Origin of the sequence: Solibacillus isronensis, assembly GCF_900168685.1 — a bacterium.
Lineage (GTDB): Bacteria > Bacillota > Bacilli > Bacillales_A > Planococcaceae > Solibacillus > Solibacillus isronensis_A.
Genome location: NZ_FVZN01000010.1, coordinates 97,643 through 114,417, shown reverse-complemented (window position 1 = coordinate 114,417; position 16,775 = coordinate 97,643). Strand labels below are relative to the sequence as shown.

At 36.5% G+C, this 16,775-nt stretch carries 19 protein-coding genes; 13 read left to right on the top strand and 6 right to left on the bottom strand.

Translation table 11 applies throughout. From position 1 onward, the window contains the following. Positions 1–283 precede the first annotated feature (283 nt). Entirely contained in the window at positions 284–970 is a 687-nt protein-coding gene (locus tag B5473_RS03635) for a hypothetical protein (protein ID WP_079523709.1), read from the bottom strand. Between the two features lie 184 nt (positions 971–1,154). Between B5473_RS03635 and B5473_RS03630 the strand changes: the two genes are divergently transcribed. The 3 genes from B5473_RS03630 (at position 1,155) to B5473_RS03625 (ending at position 2,956) form a co-directional block, all read left to right on the top strand. Continuing rightward, the gene (locus tag B5473_RS03630; RefSeq protein ID WP_079523708.1) at positions 1,155–1,625 is read left to right on the top strand and encodes an SRPBCC family protein; all 471 of its coding nucleotides are present in this window, start codon (positions 1,155–1,157) and stop codon (positions 1,623–1,625) included. A 54-nt stretch (positions 1,626–1,679) separates the two neighbouring features. Further along, entirely contained in the window at positions 1,680–1,853 is a 174-nt protein-coding gene (locus B5473_RS20580; RefSeq protein WP_176142009.1) for a hypothetical protein, read from the top strand. 146 nt (positions 1,854–1,999) lie between these two features. Further along, on the top strand, positions 2,000–2,956 hold the full coding sequence (locus tag B5473_RS03625) for a zinc-binding dehydrogenase (RefSeq protein ID WP_079523707.1): 957 nt from the start codon (positions 2,000–2,002) through the stop codon (positions 2,954–2,956). A gap of 125 nt (positions 2,957–3,081) precedes the next feature. Here the strand turns inward: B5473_RS03625 and B5473_RS03620 are convergent, their stop codons facing one another. Continuing rightward, positions 3,082–5,085 (bottom strand): methyl-accepting chemotaxis protein, encoded by a 2,004-nt coding sequence (locus tag B5473_RS03620; RefSeq protein WP_254865233.1) that lies wholly within the window; start codon positions 5,083–5,085, stop codon positions 3,082–3,084. Between the two features lie 367 nt (positions 5,086–5,452). On the opposite strand from B5473_RS03620, the gene B5473_RS03615 reads away from it, so the two are divergent. The 3 genes from B5473_RS03615 to B5473_RS03605 all read left to right on the top strand — a co-directional run bounded on the left by B5473_RS03615 (position 5,453) and on the right by B5473_RS03605 (position 7,765). Next, entirely contained in the window at positions 5,453–6,358 is a 906-nt protein-coding gene (locus tag B5473_RS03615; RefSeq protein ID WP_079523705.1) for an NAD(P)/FAD-dependent oxidoreductase, read from the top strand. Positions 6,359–6,585: 227 nt separating this feature from the next. Further along, entirely contained in the window at positions 6,586–7,437 is an 852-nt protein-coding gene (locus B5473_RS03610) for a DegV family protein (protein WP_079523704.1), read from the top strand. A 46-nt stretch (positions 7,438–7,483) separates the two neighbouring features. Then, positions 7,484–7,765, top strand: coding sequence for a potassium transporter Kef (locus B5473_RS03605; RefSeq protein ID WP_079523703.1), 282 nt, complete (start codon positions 7,484–7,486; stop codon positions 7,763–7,765). Between the two features lie 66 nt (positions 7,766–7,831). Here the strand turns inward: B5473_RS03605 and B5473_RS03600 are convergent, their stop codons facing one another. After that, entirely contained in the window at positions 7,832–8,566 is a 735-nt protein-coding gene (locus B5473_RS03600; protein ID WP_079523702.1) for a YqcI/YcgG family protein, read from the bottom strand. Between the two features lie 166 nt (positions 8,567–8,732). Between B5473_RS03600 and B5473_RS03595 the strand changes: the two genes are divergently transcribed. The 6 genes from B5473_RS03595 to B5473_RS03575 all read left to right on the top strand — a co-directional run bounded on the left by B5473_RS03595 (position 8,733) and on the right by B5473_RS03575 (position 13,204). Next, positions 8,733–9,587, top strand: coding sequence for a dimethylarginine dimethylaminohydrolase family protein (locus B5473_RS03595; protein WP_079523701.1), 855 nt, complete (start codon positions 8,733–8,735; stop codon positions 9,585–9,587). A 176-nt stretch (positions 9,588–9,763) separates the two neighbouring features. Next, positions 9,764–10,615 carry a DegV family protein gene (locus B5473_RS03590; RefSeq protein ID WP_079523700.1) on the top strand — a complete coding sequence of 284 codons (852 nt, stop codon included), beginning with the start codon at positions 9,764–9,766 and terminating at the stop codon, positions 10,613–10,615. Between the two features lie 681 nt (positions 10,616–11,296). Continuing rightward, positions 11,297–11,440 carry a hypothetical protein gene (locus tag B5473_RS20575; protein ID WP_014822645.1) on the top strand — a complete coding sequence of 48 codons (144 nt, stop codon included), beginning with the start codon at positions 11,297–11,299 and terminating at the stop codon, positions 11,438–11,440. 105 nt (positions 11,441–11,545) lie between these two features. Beyond that, the gene (locus tag B5473_RS03585; protein WP_014822646.1) at positions 11,546–11,767 is read left to right on the top strand and encodes a DUF2829 domain-containing protein; all 222 of its coding nucleotides are present in this window, start codon (positions 11,546–11,548) and stop codon (positions 11,765–11,767) included. Positions 11,768–11,826: 59 nt separating this feature from the next. Continuing rightward, positions 11,827–12,549 carry a 3-oxoacyl-ACP reductase gene (locus B5473_RS03580; protein WP_079523699.1) on the top strand — a complete coding sequence of 241 codons (723 nt, stop codon included), beginning with the start codon at positions 11,827–11,829 and terminating at the stop codon, positions 12,547–12,549. A gap of 151 nt (positions 12,550–12,700) precedes the next feature. Continuing rightward, entirely contained in the window at positions 12,701–13,204 is a 504-nt protein-coding gene (locus B5473_RS03575) for a QueT transporter family protein (RefSeq protein ID WP_079523698.1), read from the top strand. Between the two features lie 70 nt (positions 13,205–13,274). Here the strand turns inward: B5473_RS03575 and splB are convergent, their stop codons facing one another. Further along, a complete protein-coding gene (gene splB, locus B5473_RS03570) occupies positions 13,275–14,303 on the bottom strand; it encodes a spore photoproduct lyase (protein ID WP_079523697.1) in 1,029 nt (342 codons plus the stop codon). A 379-nt stretch (positions 14,304–14,682) separates the two neighbouring features. Here splB and B5473_RS20570 point away from each other — a divergent pair, with 379 nt between their 5' ends. Then, the gene (locus B5473_RS20570) at positions 14,683–14,889 is read left to right on the top strand and encodes a hypothetical protein (RefSeq protein WP_176142007.1); all 207 of its coding nucleotides are present in this window, start codon (positions 14,683–14,685) and stop codon (positions 14,887–14,889) included. Here B5473_RS20570 and B5473_RS21025 read toward each other — a convergent pair. Continuing rightward, entirely contained in the window at positions 14,886–15,011 is a 126-nt protein-coding gene (locus B5473_RS21025) for a hypothetical protein (protein WP_303047302.1), read from the bottom strand. The genes B5473_RS20570 and B5473_RS21025 overlap by 4 nt on opposite strands. Positions 15,012–15,097: 86 nt before the next feature. Beyond that, entirely contained in the window at positions 15,098–16,552 is a 1,455-nt protein-coding gene (gene hpaB / locus B5473_RS03560; RefSeq protein ID WP_079523695.1) for a 4-hydroxyphenylacetate 3-monooxygenase, oxygenase component, read from the bottom strand. Positions 16,553–16,775 lie beyond the last annotated feature (223 nt).

Genomic DNA, 16,775 nt, shown 5'->3' with positions numbered 1-16,775 from the left:
CCCAATTTAGGTGTCCAAGATGAAGGCTAACCCAAGTAGGAGAAGCACCTAGATTTATTTTAAGTTTGAGTGTTTAGAATTATATAATTACAATTTCTACATAAAAGATCTTCTACTTGGGTTGCATAAATAAATTTTGAATATATGGCCTGGAAGGATAAAATTGAATCGTTACATGTCGATTGAGATGGAAATAAGTGTATTTTAAAGGTTTGAGATAGTCACCTGTGGTAAATTATTTACTGGTATTGTGTATAATTTTTAACGAGCAATTCCGTTATATTTAACAGTTGAAAGGACATTTAAACCGATAATAAAACTGCATGACAATTGCTGAAGCAATCATATCAGACATAGCCAATGCCTCAGCTTCAATTTCATCAAACACTTCAATATCCGTTTGATAGTCTTTTTGAATCATTGACACGGCTTCTTTTTTAGTTAACTCTAAATGTTTATAGAACATTTCCTGCAATGCATCTTTAGATAAGTATGGATTTATATTGCTTAAAAATAAAACAATGTCATCCGCATTTTTATACCATTCTTTTTCATTAGCATTCACTGTATTAGTATCGCCTTTGACAGCTGCTGTTACAAGTTCCGCAGCAATGACTAGGTGATCTTGAATAAGCTTAGCGTAGTAATCCGCAATTTGGTCGCCGTAAAATGGGCGCAGACAATTGCCTAAGTCAGTTGCGTTTTGCAGTAAGCGCTTTTGTACAAATGGTAAATCAGGCAATTGGAACACAATGCTAATAATTGTCATCCGCGTCCAGTTGACATGCTCCATCCAAAGCAATCGATTCATCGCCATATAATCGGCCTCTGTTTTACTTATGCAACGCTGATCGAGATTGTTCTGTTGCCGAGTTAAAAAATGCCGAAGCGGTGCAGTATATTGGGAAAAGGGTTTTGCATAGGAAGCGCTAAGCGGGTAGGTAAAACCATTTGTATAATAAGGATACACTCATACCATTCCTCTCTACTTTTCATTCAATAATAAAATGAAATTGGGCTCTTTTATTAGCATACTCATACGCATCGGAGGTTGTGAAAGTGTCGCGAGGATTTCATGTTAGATTCCTCTTTTAGCTACAAAATATTTAGTACAATAAAGGGTATAAATACTATAAGGGTAGGAGCATGATACGATGAAAGATTACGGAACACTACATGAATTGAACGGCCGCTATAATTTAAAATTTGAACGATTTTTTCCCGTAAGTCCGGAAGATGTATTCTCTATTTTGACAAGTCCCGAACACTTCATGCAGTGGTATCCTTTCGCAACAGGGGAAATGGATATCCAACTTGGTGGGCAGATTACTTTTGACGATGGTGAAGGAACAACATATACAGCAACAATTACAGAACTGGAAAAGCCCTATTTGTTTAGTTTCCGTGAAGTTGATGATTTGATAAATATTTCATTGGAAGAAGAGAAACAAGGATGCAAAATGAATTTTGCCCATACTTTCGATGATGCTTCATGGGCAGTGAATACTGCGGCAGGATGGCATCGATGCCTTGATGTATTTAGCCAAATCGTCAATGGAGAAGCGACAAATTGGCAAGATAACGCAGCCGGATTGCGTGAAATTTACAGCAAAGCTTTTAGTTAAACAATGGGATAGAAATTTACTTTCCACACACACTGTTAGTGGAGGTGAGTTGGAATGGGTAACAACAAACATAAAAACAATAAAACTCAGGATAACAAAAAACAGCAGAACCAAAATCAAAATGCTAACAGACCACGAGCAAATAGAGAAGAATTTGCTCAGGAAGTAAACTTTAACCAAAACCAAAATCGTAATAAAAATCAAAAACAGAATAACAAAGAGTGTTAAGATTCTTATAAGCACAGCCCCAATATTCATTTGAAAAATGTGTATTGGGGTGTTTTTTCTGCTGGCATTGGTTTACGCAAAAACATTGATTTGTTTTTAAATAAAGAGGGTATTTAAGATGAATTATATAATCTGGAGGCGATTGTGTGAAAGGTTGGTTATTTTCAGGTACAAATAAACCGCTGGAATTGATTGAGAAAGAAGATCCAAAAGCAATACCGGGTCATGTTGTGATTGATGTTAAAGCTGCTGGTCTATGTCATTCAGATGTTGCGGCATTACAGGATCCCGGGTGGATGCCACTTTTCCCTAATGGTCCTGTAATTATGGGGCATGAGTTTGCCGGGGTAGTGATTGAAGTTGGTGAAGGTGTGAAAAATTTTAAAGTTGGGGACCGTGTTGGCGTTAACCCAATGGATAGAGCAACGAAAGTAACTGCCGGATATAACTATGATGGAGGCTACGCGGAAAAAGTGCGTGTTCCTGAACATCAATGTGTGGTTATCCCTGAGGGTGTATCTTTTGTAGAAGGTGCAGCTTCAACAGATGCCGGAATTACAGCTTATCGTGCTCTTTTTAGTATCGGGCAAGCAAAAGAAGGTACAAAATTAGGAATCATCGGAGTCGGTGGACTTGGGCAGTTTGCTCTGCAAATGGCATTAATTAAAGGGTGCGAAGTATATGCTACCGATGTTTCTCCTGAAGCTCGTAAACTTGCTGATGAACTGGGTGCCCATAAAGTTTACGATACGATACTAGATATGAAAGAGGCAGAATGCGACGTCATTGTTGACTTTGCCGGTTTCGGACAAACCACGTCTGATGCTTTGGAAGCTGTAAAGGTACAAGGTACAGTTGTAATTGTTGGAATGGGGAAACTGGAATCCAATATCAATACGTATTTAATGATTACAAAAGAAATTAAACTATTAGGAAGCAACGGTGGATCGGTAGAAGACTTACAAGGCGTATATGATTGTTTTGCTACTGGAAAAATGAGTCCGAATCTGATTACAATTCCATTTGAGGAAGTCGACAAAGGTATCGAGAAACTGAAAAATCACGAAGTAAAAGGCCGTTTAGTAGCTGTATTTGAAAAGTAAGTTTAGTATTATCTACAAATTTAAACCTTTACATTATAAAAAGAACAGTTCAAATTTTATACAAATAAAATTTGAACTGTTTGTTATTTTGTAAGGGTTGTCCAGTACCTTCGTATGATTGCTTACTATAGCTTAAATTTTGAAACAGACTCAGTTAATTTTTCAACTTGTTTATTCAAGTGAGTGGCATGCATCGTTACTTCCGAAGTAGCGGATGTTTGTTCTTCGATTGAACTCGCAATTTCTTGCGTCTCTGCTGTAACTTCTGTTGTCATTTCATTAACAACTGCTATTGAAGATACAACGACATTTTTTTGCTGCTGCATTGTAGATACATCTTCCATCGTGTTTGAAATCGACACTTTCATATTTTCTAATGTATCGGAAAGCTGTTGAATTGCATTATCTACAGTATTAACTGCTAACTTCTGATCTTCGCTAATCTCATTTGTCTGCTTCATAACATGAACAAGTTGCTGAGTATCCTCTAAAATACTTAGAATGATTTGCTGAATATTAGTTGTTGCCGCTTTTGAACTTTCCGCTAAGCTTCTTACTTCTTCTGCTACAACCGCAAATCCTTTCCCATGTTCACCTGCTCGAGCAGCTTCAATAGAAGCATTAAGTGCAAGTAAATTTGTTTGTTCAGTAATTTGGGCAATTACATCTGTTACTTTCGAAATGGATTTCGTTTTTCCATCTAACTGTTCTGTTACGACAGTTACTTCATTGAACGCTCGTTCTAAATTCGCATAGGATGTCTCCAATTGTTGCACTTTATCAATACTTGTATGCACTTCTACCAATGCTTCATCCGCATCATTTACCATCTGCTGAGTTTTTAGTTCTATAGATTCAATACCATCAGCCAATACATGAATAGCTGTAGAGCCATCATGCATTTTTTCTGCCTGTGTGCTCGTATTCATAGCAATCTCTTCAATGCTGTTTGAAACATTATTTAACGCTTGCTCATTTTCCTTGGCAATAATAGCTAAACTGTTAGAAGAATGCTGGATTTCCATTGAATTTTCATTTACTTGGTTAATTAAATTGCGAACTTCATCAAGCATATTGTTGTATTCATTTGCTAAGTTTGCAATTTCATCATTTGACTTTGTCTCGAACCGTGAAATAAAGTCACCGCTTGCTGTTTTTTCGAATACTATTTTAAAGCTATTTAAAATATCCACTAATTTTCGTGCCATGAAATAGGCGAATAAACATCCTATTACTAGACCAATCGCTAATGAGATCCAGCCTGCAATCGTTAATTTATTTAACTGTTGTGCATAACTATCGTCGTCTACTAAAGAGACAATTTGCCAGTTATTTTTCTCGATTACTTGTATTTCACCTGTATAATTCACGTCATTCCATACAAACTGTTCAATTTGGTTGTTCCCATTTTTAGCATCTGACAGCCAATTAAACTTTTTCTCTAATTCGGAAGTATCTAATAGATCGGTAACACCAGCAATCTTGCCGGAATTATCAGCAATGATATTCTTACCGTCCCCATCTTCGATAAATGAAGATACAATCAATCCATTTGGATCAACAATCATTAGTTTTGAAGATGATTTTGCTTCGATCCCTTCACGAATTTCACCAATTGTAGAGAAATCAATATCATAACCGACCGCACCGACAAGTTTATCATCTTTAAATACCGGGGCAATAACAGAAGTCATTAACTTGTTAATACCAGTATCCAAATAGACGTCCATCCATTGCATGTTGGGGTTTGCATTCAATTTTGCAAATGTTTGAGAGTCACGTACGTCCCACTCATAATCTATTCCAGGTGTGGAATGCAGTTTGCCGGAATTAAAATCCATAAAGTAGACGGATAAGTAATTTTCATTGTTCTCTTTTATAGTGCTGGTAATTTTATCGATATGTGAAAAATCCACTTGATCTTTTTGTAAAATCGTTTCAATGACCTGACCGAATTGTAAAAGGTTTGTTTCATAAGTTTCCAAACCTAATGACACTTGATCAACAGCATTTTTAGCATTATTAGAAGAAGTCTGTTCATTTTCTTCCGTTAAAATATTTCGTACTGTCCACTGACTAAATAACACAGTGATGGCGACCGCTGCAATAATAGCAAGTGAAATCAACACTATCCACTTAGTTTTTATCTTAACATTTTTGAGTATATTCATTTTCATCTACCTTTTACCTATGTATTGACTTTCATTCCCAAAATGAGGGTTTCAAAGACGAATAATAGAATATATTATTGTGGGACTTTTGTCTATCGATATTTTGGAAAATTATAATATATATTAAAAAGTTATAATTTTTTGATTTATTTTATTATTTCATCGACTTTGATGAAGAATTTTAAATGAAAATTAATGACTATAGGATACTTCTGGATTTTTGGTTCAAAATATCCAAGATAGGGCATAAAGAATTATTGATGTTTTTTCTATATAAATACTGGGAATTTAATGAAATTAGAAACAAAATGAGTGGGTGATAAAAATGGATGTATTGGATTGTATTATAATCGGCGGAGGACCGGCTGGATTAAGTGCCAGTTTAGTTCTAGGCAGGGCTAGAAGAGAGGTTGTATTATTCGATGATAATACGAACCGTAATCGCGTGACGCATGAGGCTCGCGGGTTTATTACACGGGATCGGACCAATCCTCAGGAGTTTAGAGAAATAGGACTAAAAGAATTGGAGGACTATCCATCAGTATCTTACGTAAACGCAACGGTTACTGAAATAACCAAGGATAAAAATAATGAAAGATTTATTGTCAAAGCATCTAATAAGAAGGAGTATATGACTGAAAAAGTTATATTGGCTACAGGCATTCAAGAGGTTTTTTTCATACCGAGTATAAGAAACTATTACGGGAAAAGTTTATTTAGCTGTCCATACTGCGATGGTTGGGAACAGCGGGATAAGCCTTTAGTGGTCATCGCGGAAAAAGAAGATCATGTCATGCATTTGACTAAATTAATATATAACTGGTCGCAGGATTTAATTGTTCTGACAAATGGCCTTGAACTTTCGAAAGAGGCGGCTTCTCAGTTAAAAAACCGGAATATCGAAATAATAGAGGATCGGATAAAAACCTTAATTGGTAATGACGGGTTTCTAGAAAAAATAGAATTTGAATCAGGTGAAACGCTTGAACGATCTTTTGGATTTGTAGCGCCAACGTATTACCGTCCGAATAAGCTTGTGGAAATGTTAGGTTGTGATGTACATGAAAATGGAAAAGTTATAACGGACGGGGTTGGCAGAACTTCTGAGAAAAATGTCTATATCGCAGGAGAAACTGAAACAGCCCGACCGTCTTCATTAATGATTTCAGCTGCCAGAGGAAATAAAGCCGCAGTTTCAGTAAATGTCGATCTTACTGAGGAACGATTTTAAATAGGAAATAGAACAAAAACTAATGAACGATAAATTTACAAAACGGATTTTTGAAAAAGAATTCGTTTTTTTCTATTGAGAATGTCTAAACAGGTTATGCCAATCTAACTCTTACATATAAATATATTAGAGGTTCAATTAAAATATAAATAAGTATATTACAAGATTAACTATCGATAAAAATAATAAGTACGCAGAATAGCTGCGTTATTTGGAAGGTGTACACGATGAGAAAGATTATTTTATCAACTGACAGTGGAGCAGATTTACCGAAAGAACTGGTTGAAAAATATCAAATTCAAATAGCTCCAATGCATATCATTATGGATGGGAAAGATTATTTGGACGGGGAACTCTCTGTAGAGGAAGTTTTTGATTATTATAATCGGACTAAGAAAATCCCATCTACTGCAGCTACTAATGTACAGGAATATTATAATTTATTTTCAAAAATTAGATCCGATTTTCCGGATAGTATTATTATTCATATTGGGTGTACATCAAAAGCATCTGTCACTTTTCAAAGCGCGGTAATTGCAGCAAAAGAATTTGAAGATCTTTTCCTTATTGACTCATTAAATATAACGGGTGGATTAGCTGCAATCGTCATGTATGCAGCCATTTTGCTTGAAAATGAACCTTGCATTGACCATATTCGTTTAATAGAGAAAATAGAATCCTTTGTTCCGAAAACACGGCTTGCGATTCTTCCAGGAAGTCTCGATTTTTTGAAAGCAGGGGGAAGGGTCAGCAATCTTGTTTATCTTGGGGGAGCATTGTTGAAAATAAAGCCTTGTATTGAATTAAAAGAGGGGAACCTTGTTTCAAAAAGAAACTATCGCGGGAAGATGAGTGTTGTAGCAGAAAAGTTTATGCGTGATTTTTTAAATGAATATAATATTGATAGAAAACTGCTATTTTTGATTTACTCAATCGGACTTGATGAAAGTATTAAAAATCGGATGGTTGAAATTGCAAAGGGGAAAGGATTCGAAAATGTGAAGTGGATGCAAGCGGGAGCTGGAATATCTACACATGCTGGTCCAGGAGGAGTAGGGATTGCAGGATTAGAATGTTAGCTGGCATACAGTTATAACGTTTCAATAGTTGAGGGGTAGATACAGTATGGATAAAATTGTATGGATATCGGCACTAACTTATATTGTATTAATTACTTTATTAATTGTCATCTATTATGTAAGTAAAGGACTATCCAGAATAATCGTGAGCCTCATCGGTATTACAGCGCTGGCATTATTAACATGGACATTGATCGATAATAAAATAATGGATTATCAGGATGCGAATATCGGGTTGGGATTGGTATTTTATTTTGTATGGATTGTTACTATTTTTCTCTTTTTGTTTGCCCTTATTATGTCATTCCGTTCGAAAAGAAAACGTTAGCCTGAAAATAAATAAAAGAACGAATCTCACTGTGGATTCGTTCTTTTATTTATTAGAAATATAAACTCATAGCAATGATTTATGCTGGAAAGGACATTTTCCTTGAATAGGTATAATATCGTCTCCGATAAAAGATTGTTTCCATTCGTTATGTGTCGGATCTCCAAAGTGGCCGATATCAGGATGCTTCGGAAGCTGATCCCAAACTTCCACACGTTTCCGCACTTTCTCCCTCGACATAATCCCGCCTTTTTCAGTACCCTCTAAACCTTGGAATATTTTACGCGGCTGAAATCCAAGTACCATTGCATTTCCTAAATGGCGGGTTTTGCGTTTCTTATATGCAGGAGCATTTCCAAACACAAAGATCGGCTCTCCAGCGAAATGAAAATCCCACAAGTAATGATCCGGATCACGAGGACTGTTTTTCGGCCATTCTACTTTATCGACTGTATGTAGGTACTGGAGGATATCCCAAAACTGCTGACGATAATCATCTAGCGCCCCTTCTTGTACAAAAGGCTCAACAAATACAAAGAGACCGTGTCTTTTATAATTAGGCTGTTTAAATAAATCTAAAAAACCTTCTACTGCGTGAGGTAAGTTGCTCCAGTCGTCTTGTGTAATATACGCATAGCGAAGTTCACCTTTTAGTTCGCCGCTCATTCCAAAAAAGCAAGGGAATGTTTTATCCGTTACGGTATTATGAAAAGTTTCATATTCTTTATAGAGCCAACTTGGCAAATCCGTTCGATTATGGAAATCTTCTTTTGTTAATAGTGCCTGCCCTTTCGTAATCATACAATCTCCTCCGTTAATGTTCTTCACCTAATTCTTATTGCAAGTCCATACCCCAACGAGAATTTCTTAAAACTACAGTATTCACCTTTTAATGGAGCAAATGGTTTATGAAAACGCAAGAATAGGGAATGGTATAAAGGTGAATCAAGAACTTGGAGGATGACTTATGGTAAAAATAATTTCAAAGCAATCCAAAATAGTATGTAAAAGTGAATATGGAACTTTAAAAAAGGTTGTGTTATGCGAACCTAAATATATGGAAATCAAAGAAGTGATTAATGATGTTCAAAAAAAATATATGCAAGATAATATTGATCAAGATCTTGCGATAGCCCAGCATCAAAAGTTTGAACAAACATTACGTAATGCTGGTGTGGAAGTAATTAAACTACCGCCTAGTAAAGACCACCCGGAACAAGTGTTTACACGAGATATTGGTTTTACTATTGGAAATCAGTTGTTTGTTTCAGAGATGGCAAATCCTATCCGTCAAGGGGAAGAGGAAGTACTGGCTCAATGGCTTAAGGACAATAAATTTTCTTACCATAATCTTTCTGATCACTCAATTGAAGGTGGCGATGTGATTATTGATGGCAATCGTGTGTTTATCGGAATTAGTGACCGCACATGCAAAAAGGCCATTCAAAATTTACAAAAAGAACTGCCCGATTACGAAATTCTTCCAATACCGTTTAACCCAAAATACTTACATTTAGACTGTGTATTCAATATTCTTTCATCAAAAGATGCACTTATTTTTCCGGATGCATTCGACCCAAAAGTAGTCAATCTTTTGTCGAGTATGTATCAGTTAATAGAAGTAAGCGAAAGCGAGCAGTTTTCAATGGGGACAAATGTTCTTTCAATCGGACAAAATCGTGTACTAAGCTTGCCGGTTAACCGTGATGTGAATTATCAAATAAGACAGCATGGCTATGAAGTGCTGGAAGTCGACTTTTCAGAAATTATTAAATCGGGCGGCTCGTTCAGATGTTGTTCGATGCCAATTGTAAGGCAGTAAATTTTGACACCTTACTAATAACGATGTTTCTAATTCGTATTCAATTTTACTATATGTATTTTATACAACGCTCATTCTAAAAGTTGTGCTACCCGCATTTCCTTTTTAGTGTATATTTAAGGTGAATACGCAAAAAAAGACTGCAGCAGTGACTGCGTTTTTGAAAGGAAGGTACAATGAAAAGAATTATTTTATCGACTGAGAGTGGTGCGGATTTACCGAAGGACCTAGTTGAAAAACATCAAATTCAAGTAGTACCGATGCACGTTATTATGGATGGAAAAGATTATTTGGATGGTGAGCTGTCTGTAGAAGAGGTTTTTGATTTTTACGATCAAACGAAAAGAATACCGTCTACAGCTGCGACGAATACCCATGAATATCAAGATTTATTTACTAATATTCGATTAAAGTTTCCTGAAAGCATTATTATTCACATAGGCTATACGTCAAAAGCATCTGCTTCCTTTCAAAGTGCGGTAATTGCAGCAGAAGATTTTGACGATCTTTTTTTGATTGATGCATTAAATGTTACGGGTGGACTAGGTGCAGTGGTGATACATGCAGCTAAATTACTTGAAGAAGAGCCTGAGATTAGCCACGAGCACTTAATTACAAAAATCGAATCAATCGTCCCTAAAACAAGGCTAGCTTTCCTGCCTGGAAGTTTAGACTTTTTAAAAGCAGGGGGACGGGTGAGTAATATTGCATATATCGGTGGTGCGTTGCTTAAAATAAAGCCTTGTATCGAGTTAAAAGAAGGTAAGCTTGTTTCAACAAGAAAATACCGTGGCAAGATGGACATTGTTGCAGAAAAACTTATGAGGGATTATTTAAATGAATACAATATTGATAGGAAGCAATTGTATTTAATCTACTCGATAGGACTTGATGAACAGATTAAGAAGCGTCTAGAAAAAATCGCTAAGGAATCGGGCTTCGAAAAAGTAAGATGGATGCAGGCCGGCGCGATGATTTCAACTCATGCGGGTCCTGGAGGATTTGGCATTGCTGGCATAGAATCGTAATAAACCATTAAAATAAGAAAGAACCTGGAGTTTTTAATTCCAGGTTCTTTTTTTGATTATCACTTTTGCTCCTCCATGACACACTGCCTCGCTTTCAGATTAAATTTTAGATTACTCCAAAAATATTCTGTTTAAGCTCATTCAGTTTTTGTTGGTCCTTTTGAGATTGATCTTTCGCACTCATCGGGTTAACCCTCCAGTCACTTAGATTTGAAGTGAAATCTTTAATAGTATAGGCTGTATTTCATTTTTTAAACATTAATCAAGAAAAAAATTTAAAAATTTTGAGGAGTTCAATTGTATTATCTGAACAATAAGAAAGAACCTGGAGTTTTTAATTCCAGGTTCTTTTTTTGATTACCACTTATGATCCTCCATGACACACTGCCTCGCTTTCAGATTAATTTTAGATTGCTCCAAAAATACTCTGTGTAAGCTTATTCAGTTTTTGTTGGTCCTTTTGAGATTGATCATTCGCACTCATCGGGTTAACCCTCCCAGTCACTTAGATTTGAAGTGAAATCTTTAATAGTATAGGTCATATATAATTTTTTATACAAAAAGTTTTAAAATTTCTCCGGAAAATAATCTTGTTTCAAAGCTCAAAAATTGTCATCATACATTCATCAATTTTACGCAAAATAAATAAGAATCCAATTCGTTTTTAGGAGGTGAAAAAGTATGGCGAAAAAAAGTAAAACAAGCTTCACTAAGAACAAAAAGGAAAAGAAGGATACGAATCGCCGTGAAGAGTATTCAAAAGAGTTTAATCAGGTAATTCATAATAACCCGCCGCAAGAAGTTACAAAGCATAGAGGAACATAAGGATGCCATGCACCGGGATATCATTTGATACCCGGTGCATGTGATTTTGCGCAACTTATTGTTATAATATGTGTAAGAAATATGAATACATAAAGGAAGATGAATATGACATTTGAAGAAATTTTGCCTCGTTTAAAAAATGGAGAGAAAATAATCCGTAAAGGCTGGGGCGGTGCTGAACTATATGTAAAGTATGTGCCTGCGACTACATTGGATGGTTTGGATATGAACCCTTATTTTGTTATTAATGTAACTGGTGAAGGGTATACGATGTTTACACCGACAGTTTGTGATATTTTAGCGGATGATTGGGAAATCGTTCTATAAGTAATTTATTTGCTGGCTTGTTTTTATGCAAGTCAGTTATTTTTTTGGAGGGAATTACAGTGGGAAAGCAATTTAAAAATAAAGTCGTCGTTATAACAGGTGCCGCATCGGGAATCGGACGAGCACAAGCTGCTTTCTTTTTAAATGAAGGGGCAACTGTTATTGGGATCGATATTCAGAAAGCAGTCATAATAGATGACCAGTATCATCACTTTGTAGGAAGTGTAACGGATCAACAGTTTATTGAAGAAACGATTGGACAAATAGAATCAATAGATATTTTATGTAATACTGCCGGTATCCTTGACGGGTATGTCCCTTCACTTGAAACAGAAGAAGCGCTATGGGACAAAATCTTTAATGTGAATGTAAAAGGGATGTTCTTTGTAACGAATGCAGTATTAAAGAAAATGCTTATTCAAAAGCGCGGTGTTATCGTAAATATGGCATCGATTGCTGGAATGATTGCAGGTGGCGGCGGAGCGGCATATACCGCATCCAAACATGCTGTAATCGGTTATACGAAGCAGCTTTCCTATGATTATTGCAGGGAAGGCATACGTGTCAACGGGATTGCGCCGGGCGCGATTGAAACGCCGATGAATGCAGCCGATTTTGAAGGTTCAGGCGAAATGGCGAAGCAAGTAGCAGAGCAAACACCGGCCGGCAGATGGGCGAAACCTGAAGAGGTTGCAAAAGTTACGTTATTTTTAGCGAGTGAAGCAAGCGATTATATGCATGCAACAATTTTACCGGTCGATGGTGGATGGATGAACAAATAAAGTATTGCCATTATTTAATATTTACTCCATAATGAATGGGTGCAAAATCACACTATGGCACTTTGGCAGGGTACTAGCACCCATGCTCCTTTGGTCATAGTTATCAGTAAAATAGCAACTACAGCTATTTTATAAAGGAGGAAATTAAATAATGGAAAATTCTGTTTCATCATCACGTGTCAACGTGCATGAAACAGCTAAAGTTGCGATCGTTGCTTCTCTTTATGTAGCAGTGACGCTTGTTTTGGCTGTCATTAGTTTCGGAGCCGTTCAATTAAGGCTGTCGGAAATGTTTAACTATTTAGTGCTATTCCATAAACGTTACATAGTAGCAGTAACATTAGGTGTAGTCATTGCAAACCTTTTTTCACCAATGTGGTGGATTGATGTACCGGTAGGCGGGATTGCTACACTGATTGTATTAGTTATTTGCCGTATCGTTACAAGAAATATGAAAAACTTAGTGTTAAAAATTGTTGTAACCGGTATTATTTTTACGGCATCCATGTTTACAGTTGCAGCCCAGCTGATGATCGTATTTGATCTGCCATTTTGGCCAACTTACGGAATGGTAGCAGTGGGAGAAGCCTTTTCAATGCTAGTAGGCGGCGTCACAATTTATTTATTGCAAAAGAAAATTGATTTTACAAAATAAAAATTAAAAATCCGTTAAATATAAGAAGCAGACAGTTCAAAATTGAACGTGTCTGCTTTTGCTTTTATATCTAAGTAAAGTATTCCAGTTTCGCATTTGGAAAGAACTTTTCCATGTAGCTGTAGAGCTTTTCTTTCATTTCATCTTCTTCGTTCTTTTGATAAATATACTTACTAATTCCGTATTTTCCCCACTTCACGCGTCTTACAGATTCGTCCAATTTTAGCTTCGTCTTCGGGTAGTTTTTATTAATCACATTTTTCGCGGCCTTTGTAAAGCGGTGCTGAATAAATTCGAATGTAATATCTTCCCGAACGTCTTGGGGGAGTTCGGCGTCAAGTCGTTCAAACATATGATAGTAGCCATTCTCCCATCCTTCATGAAGGTAAATCGGTGCTACGATAAATCCAAGAGGATAACCCGCTCTAGCTACTTTACCGGCTGCTTCAATTCGCTGGGCGAGCGAGGAAGTACCCGGTTCGAAATTTTTTATGACATAATCTGCATTAATACTAAAACGAAATCTTGTATGACCATTATGTTTTGCATCGAGTAAATGATCAACATGATGAAATTTCGTAACAAACCTTAACCTGCCCAACTCAGTTTGGCCGAAATGCTCTATCGCTTTCTTTAATGAATGTGTTAAATGATCCAACCCTACAATATCGGAAGTACAGGCCGCTTCAAACCGAGTGATTTCAGGGGCACGCTCTTCGATATACTGATCCGCTGCTTCAAATATTTCCTCGACATTCACATATGTGCGAATGTACGGCTTGCTTCCCATTGTTGTTTGTAAATAGCAATAATGACAGTGACCCATACATCCTGTAGCAAGCGGAATAGCATACTCAGCAGATGGCTTGGACGTATCGAACTTCAAAGTTTTGCGAATACCAACGACAAGTGTAGATTTTGCGATTCGATACTTTTGCAAATCATTGTTTCCGGGAAAATTTCGTATTTGGTTATGGGAGGTTGTATACCGTATTTCAATGCCTAACGCTTCAAATTTTTCTTTTAGTTCTTTACCGAGCGGATAGTCCAATGCTTTCGGTTCAAAATAAACAAGCTGCGGCACGAAAGGTTTATTCATGTTTTTTGCACAACACCTTCCTTTTATATTTGCTTTAGTTTGCCTTAAGAAAGAAGCATTTATGAGGTGGTAATTATTGCAGTATTAAGCTTGTTTATATACTTCCATATGTATTTTCTCAAAAAAAAAAGACTCCTTAAAATTCGCTAATTAGTCATAAACCAATCAGATCCTGAGTCCGAGTTATTGGAAAGAGGAGTCTTGTTTAAATGTTAAAGTTAAAAGTAATTATTGCTGAATGGTGATTCTAAAAGTGGAGTGCATATTTGCTGGGATATATTGTGTTGCTTTTTAACAGAATCTACAGACACGTACGAACGAGAAACTACAACAAGAATTATTTTTTAAGAGCAAATCAGTTATATTCAATTACCGATGTTTGGTTAAACGTTTAAGTGATGAGTCAATGGAAGAAGTAAACTATAAAGAAAAATACAATCAGAATTGGGACAAGCACCCTAAAGGGATGGCTTTGAAAAACGCAAAAATATCACTTTTTTCCTTAGAGAAAAGTGATATTTTTTATATTAAATTGTCTTTGCATTCGGAAGCCATCATTATATTAACAATAAGTCGAATTAATTAAAGAGGTCTGCCGCCTTCATTTTCCCAGCGGTTCATATCGCTGCTTTCATCGATTGCATCTTCGTCAAATGGATGGGAATTTGTACATGCCACAATAGTGCTCACCATTTCCAGCGATGTCATTTCAATATCATCCTTTTTGATTATCGTTCTTCTCTAGTATATGCAAGGAGGAAGATTTAGTTCGAATCCAAAGAGAGCGGAATACGTCACCAGTCTTGCTCGTTCAGATTGAGGAAAGAATTGACCGCCTCTACATATTCTTTTTTAGGATAAGTGAAATATAATTCGCTCGCTAACCGAACAGTATCGCCAAAGAAGAAACGCTCATATTGTGTTTGCCTCGTTCCAAATGAACTCATCGTTAAATCCCAAGCTAACCGGAATATTTTCACTCGTTCTTCTGCAGGTTTAGTGGCGGCTTGAAGATATTGATCCAAATCACCTCTTATTGTAGAGTGAAATGCATTTTTTGTTGGAAGTGTAATGATTCCACTTGCACCAATAAGCTGAATGATTTCAGTGAGACGTGGATAAATTTTCGAAAATGTATAGCCGGCAACTTTTAATGGAAAAATTGCTGGACGCAAATAGCCAAATTCATCTGGTGCGGCATCATTCTCCGATTTATCCAACAGTGCTTTCATCGTTTCCAGCCCCACAATAATTTCCGACATCTTTTCATGAATATGCTGATACTCATAAACTTTGATTGTCTCGATAAGGAGCTCAGCAATTCCTAAAATAAACTCCGTTTTCACAATCTGCCTTATTAAAACTTGAAACTTGGCAAAATGGTGAAAGGCACTTTGAATAAGAAATTTTTCTGCAACCTCGACATTGTTGTAAAAAAAGACACGTTCCCAAGGTACTAATACATTGTCAAATACGACGATGGAATCCATTTCTTCATATTTTGAACTTAAAGGATGATCAAATGCAGACTCTCCGCCTATAAAGGAATCTCTGCAAATAAATTTTAATCCTTTCGTATTCGATGGGACCGCAAACGAAAAAGTTTCATCTTCGCCGAATACAAGCTTACCGACATTAAATACAAACACTTCATCGGTTAAACCGCCTTGAGTCGCTAATAGACGTGCGCCCTTTATAATGAGGCCTTCTTCAGTCTCCGCGACCACCTTTGCAGAAATAGGTTCATTCGTATTTTCAATATAACTTTGAGAACGATTAACTTGAGGAGTAATAAATGTATGTGTAAGCGATAAATCATTTTCTCTCACCAATTCAAAAAACGCCCGGAGATTATCTGGGTAACAGTTTTCTTGTCCTTCAAGCAGTGCTGCAGATGAGGTGAAACCCATTAAAACGGAATTCAAATAGTCGGGACTTCTTCCTAGAATCCCATGTGTATGTTTAGCCCAATGCTCCATCATTTTTCGCCTTTTTATTAAATCCTCTTTCGTTTTTGGCATCAAATATGAAAGGCCGACACGTTTTCCTGAAAGGGGGGATACGAAAGTCATTTCATCTATTATTTTAGAATCGTGCTGTAAATCGTAGAGGGAAGCTTTCGTCTGAATAAGTCCTTTGAAAACGGGGTGTTCAGATAACAGCCCTTCCACTTTTTCTCCATCCAGCCATATTTCATTATTCAACGCATTTAATCGGTTAATATAGCTCTCACCATTAATTGCACCCATTCATCCACTCCTTAAATTTCATAATCATCGTCCAGCCATTTACTTACTTATATGCAAATATAGGCTTGAACTAAAACAAGGCATGTTTATATATACGCAACATATGTAAAGTCCGGCAGTAAAGTGCTTCGTAACGTTTAAAATTTTGAAAGTAAACTTAAAGTTACTGCAATAATTATTTTAGGGGAAGTAAAAAAGCATCCGTTTCGGACATGTGTTTACA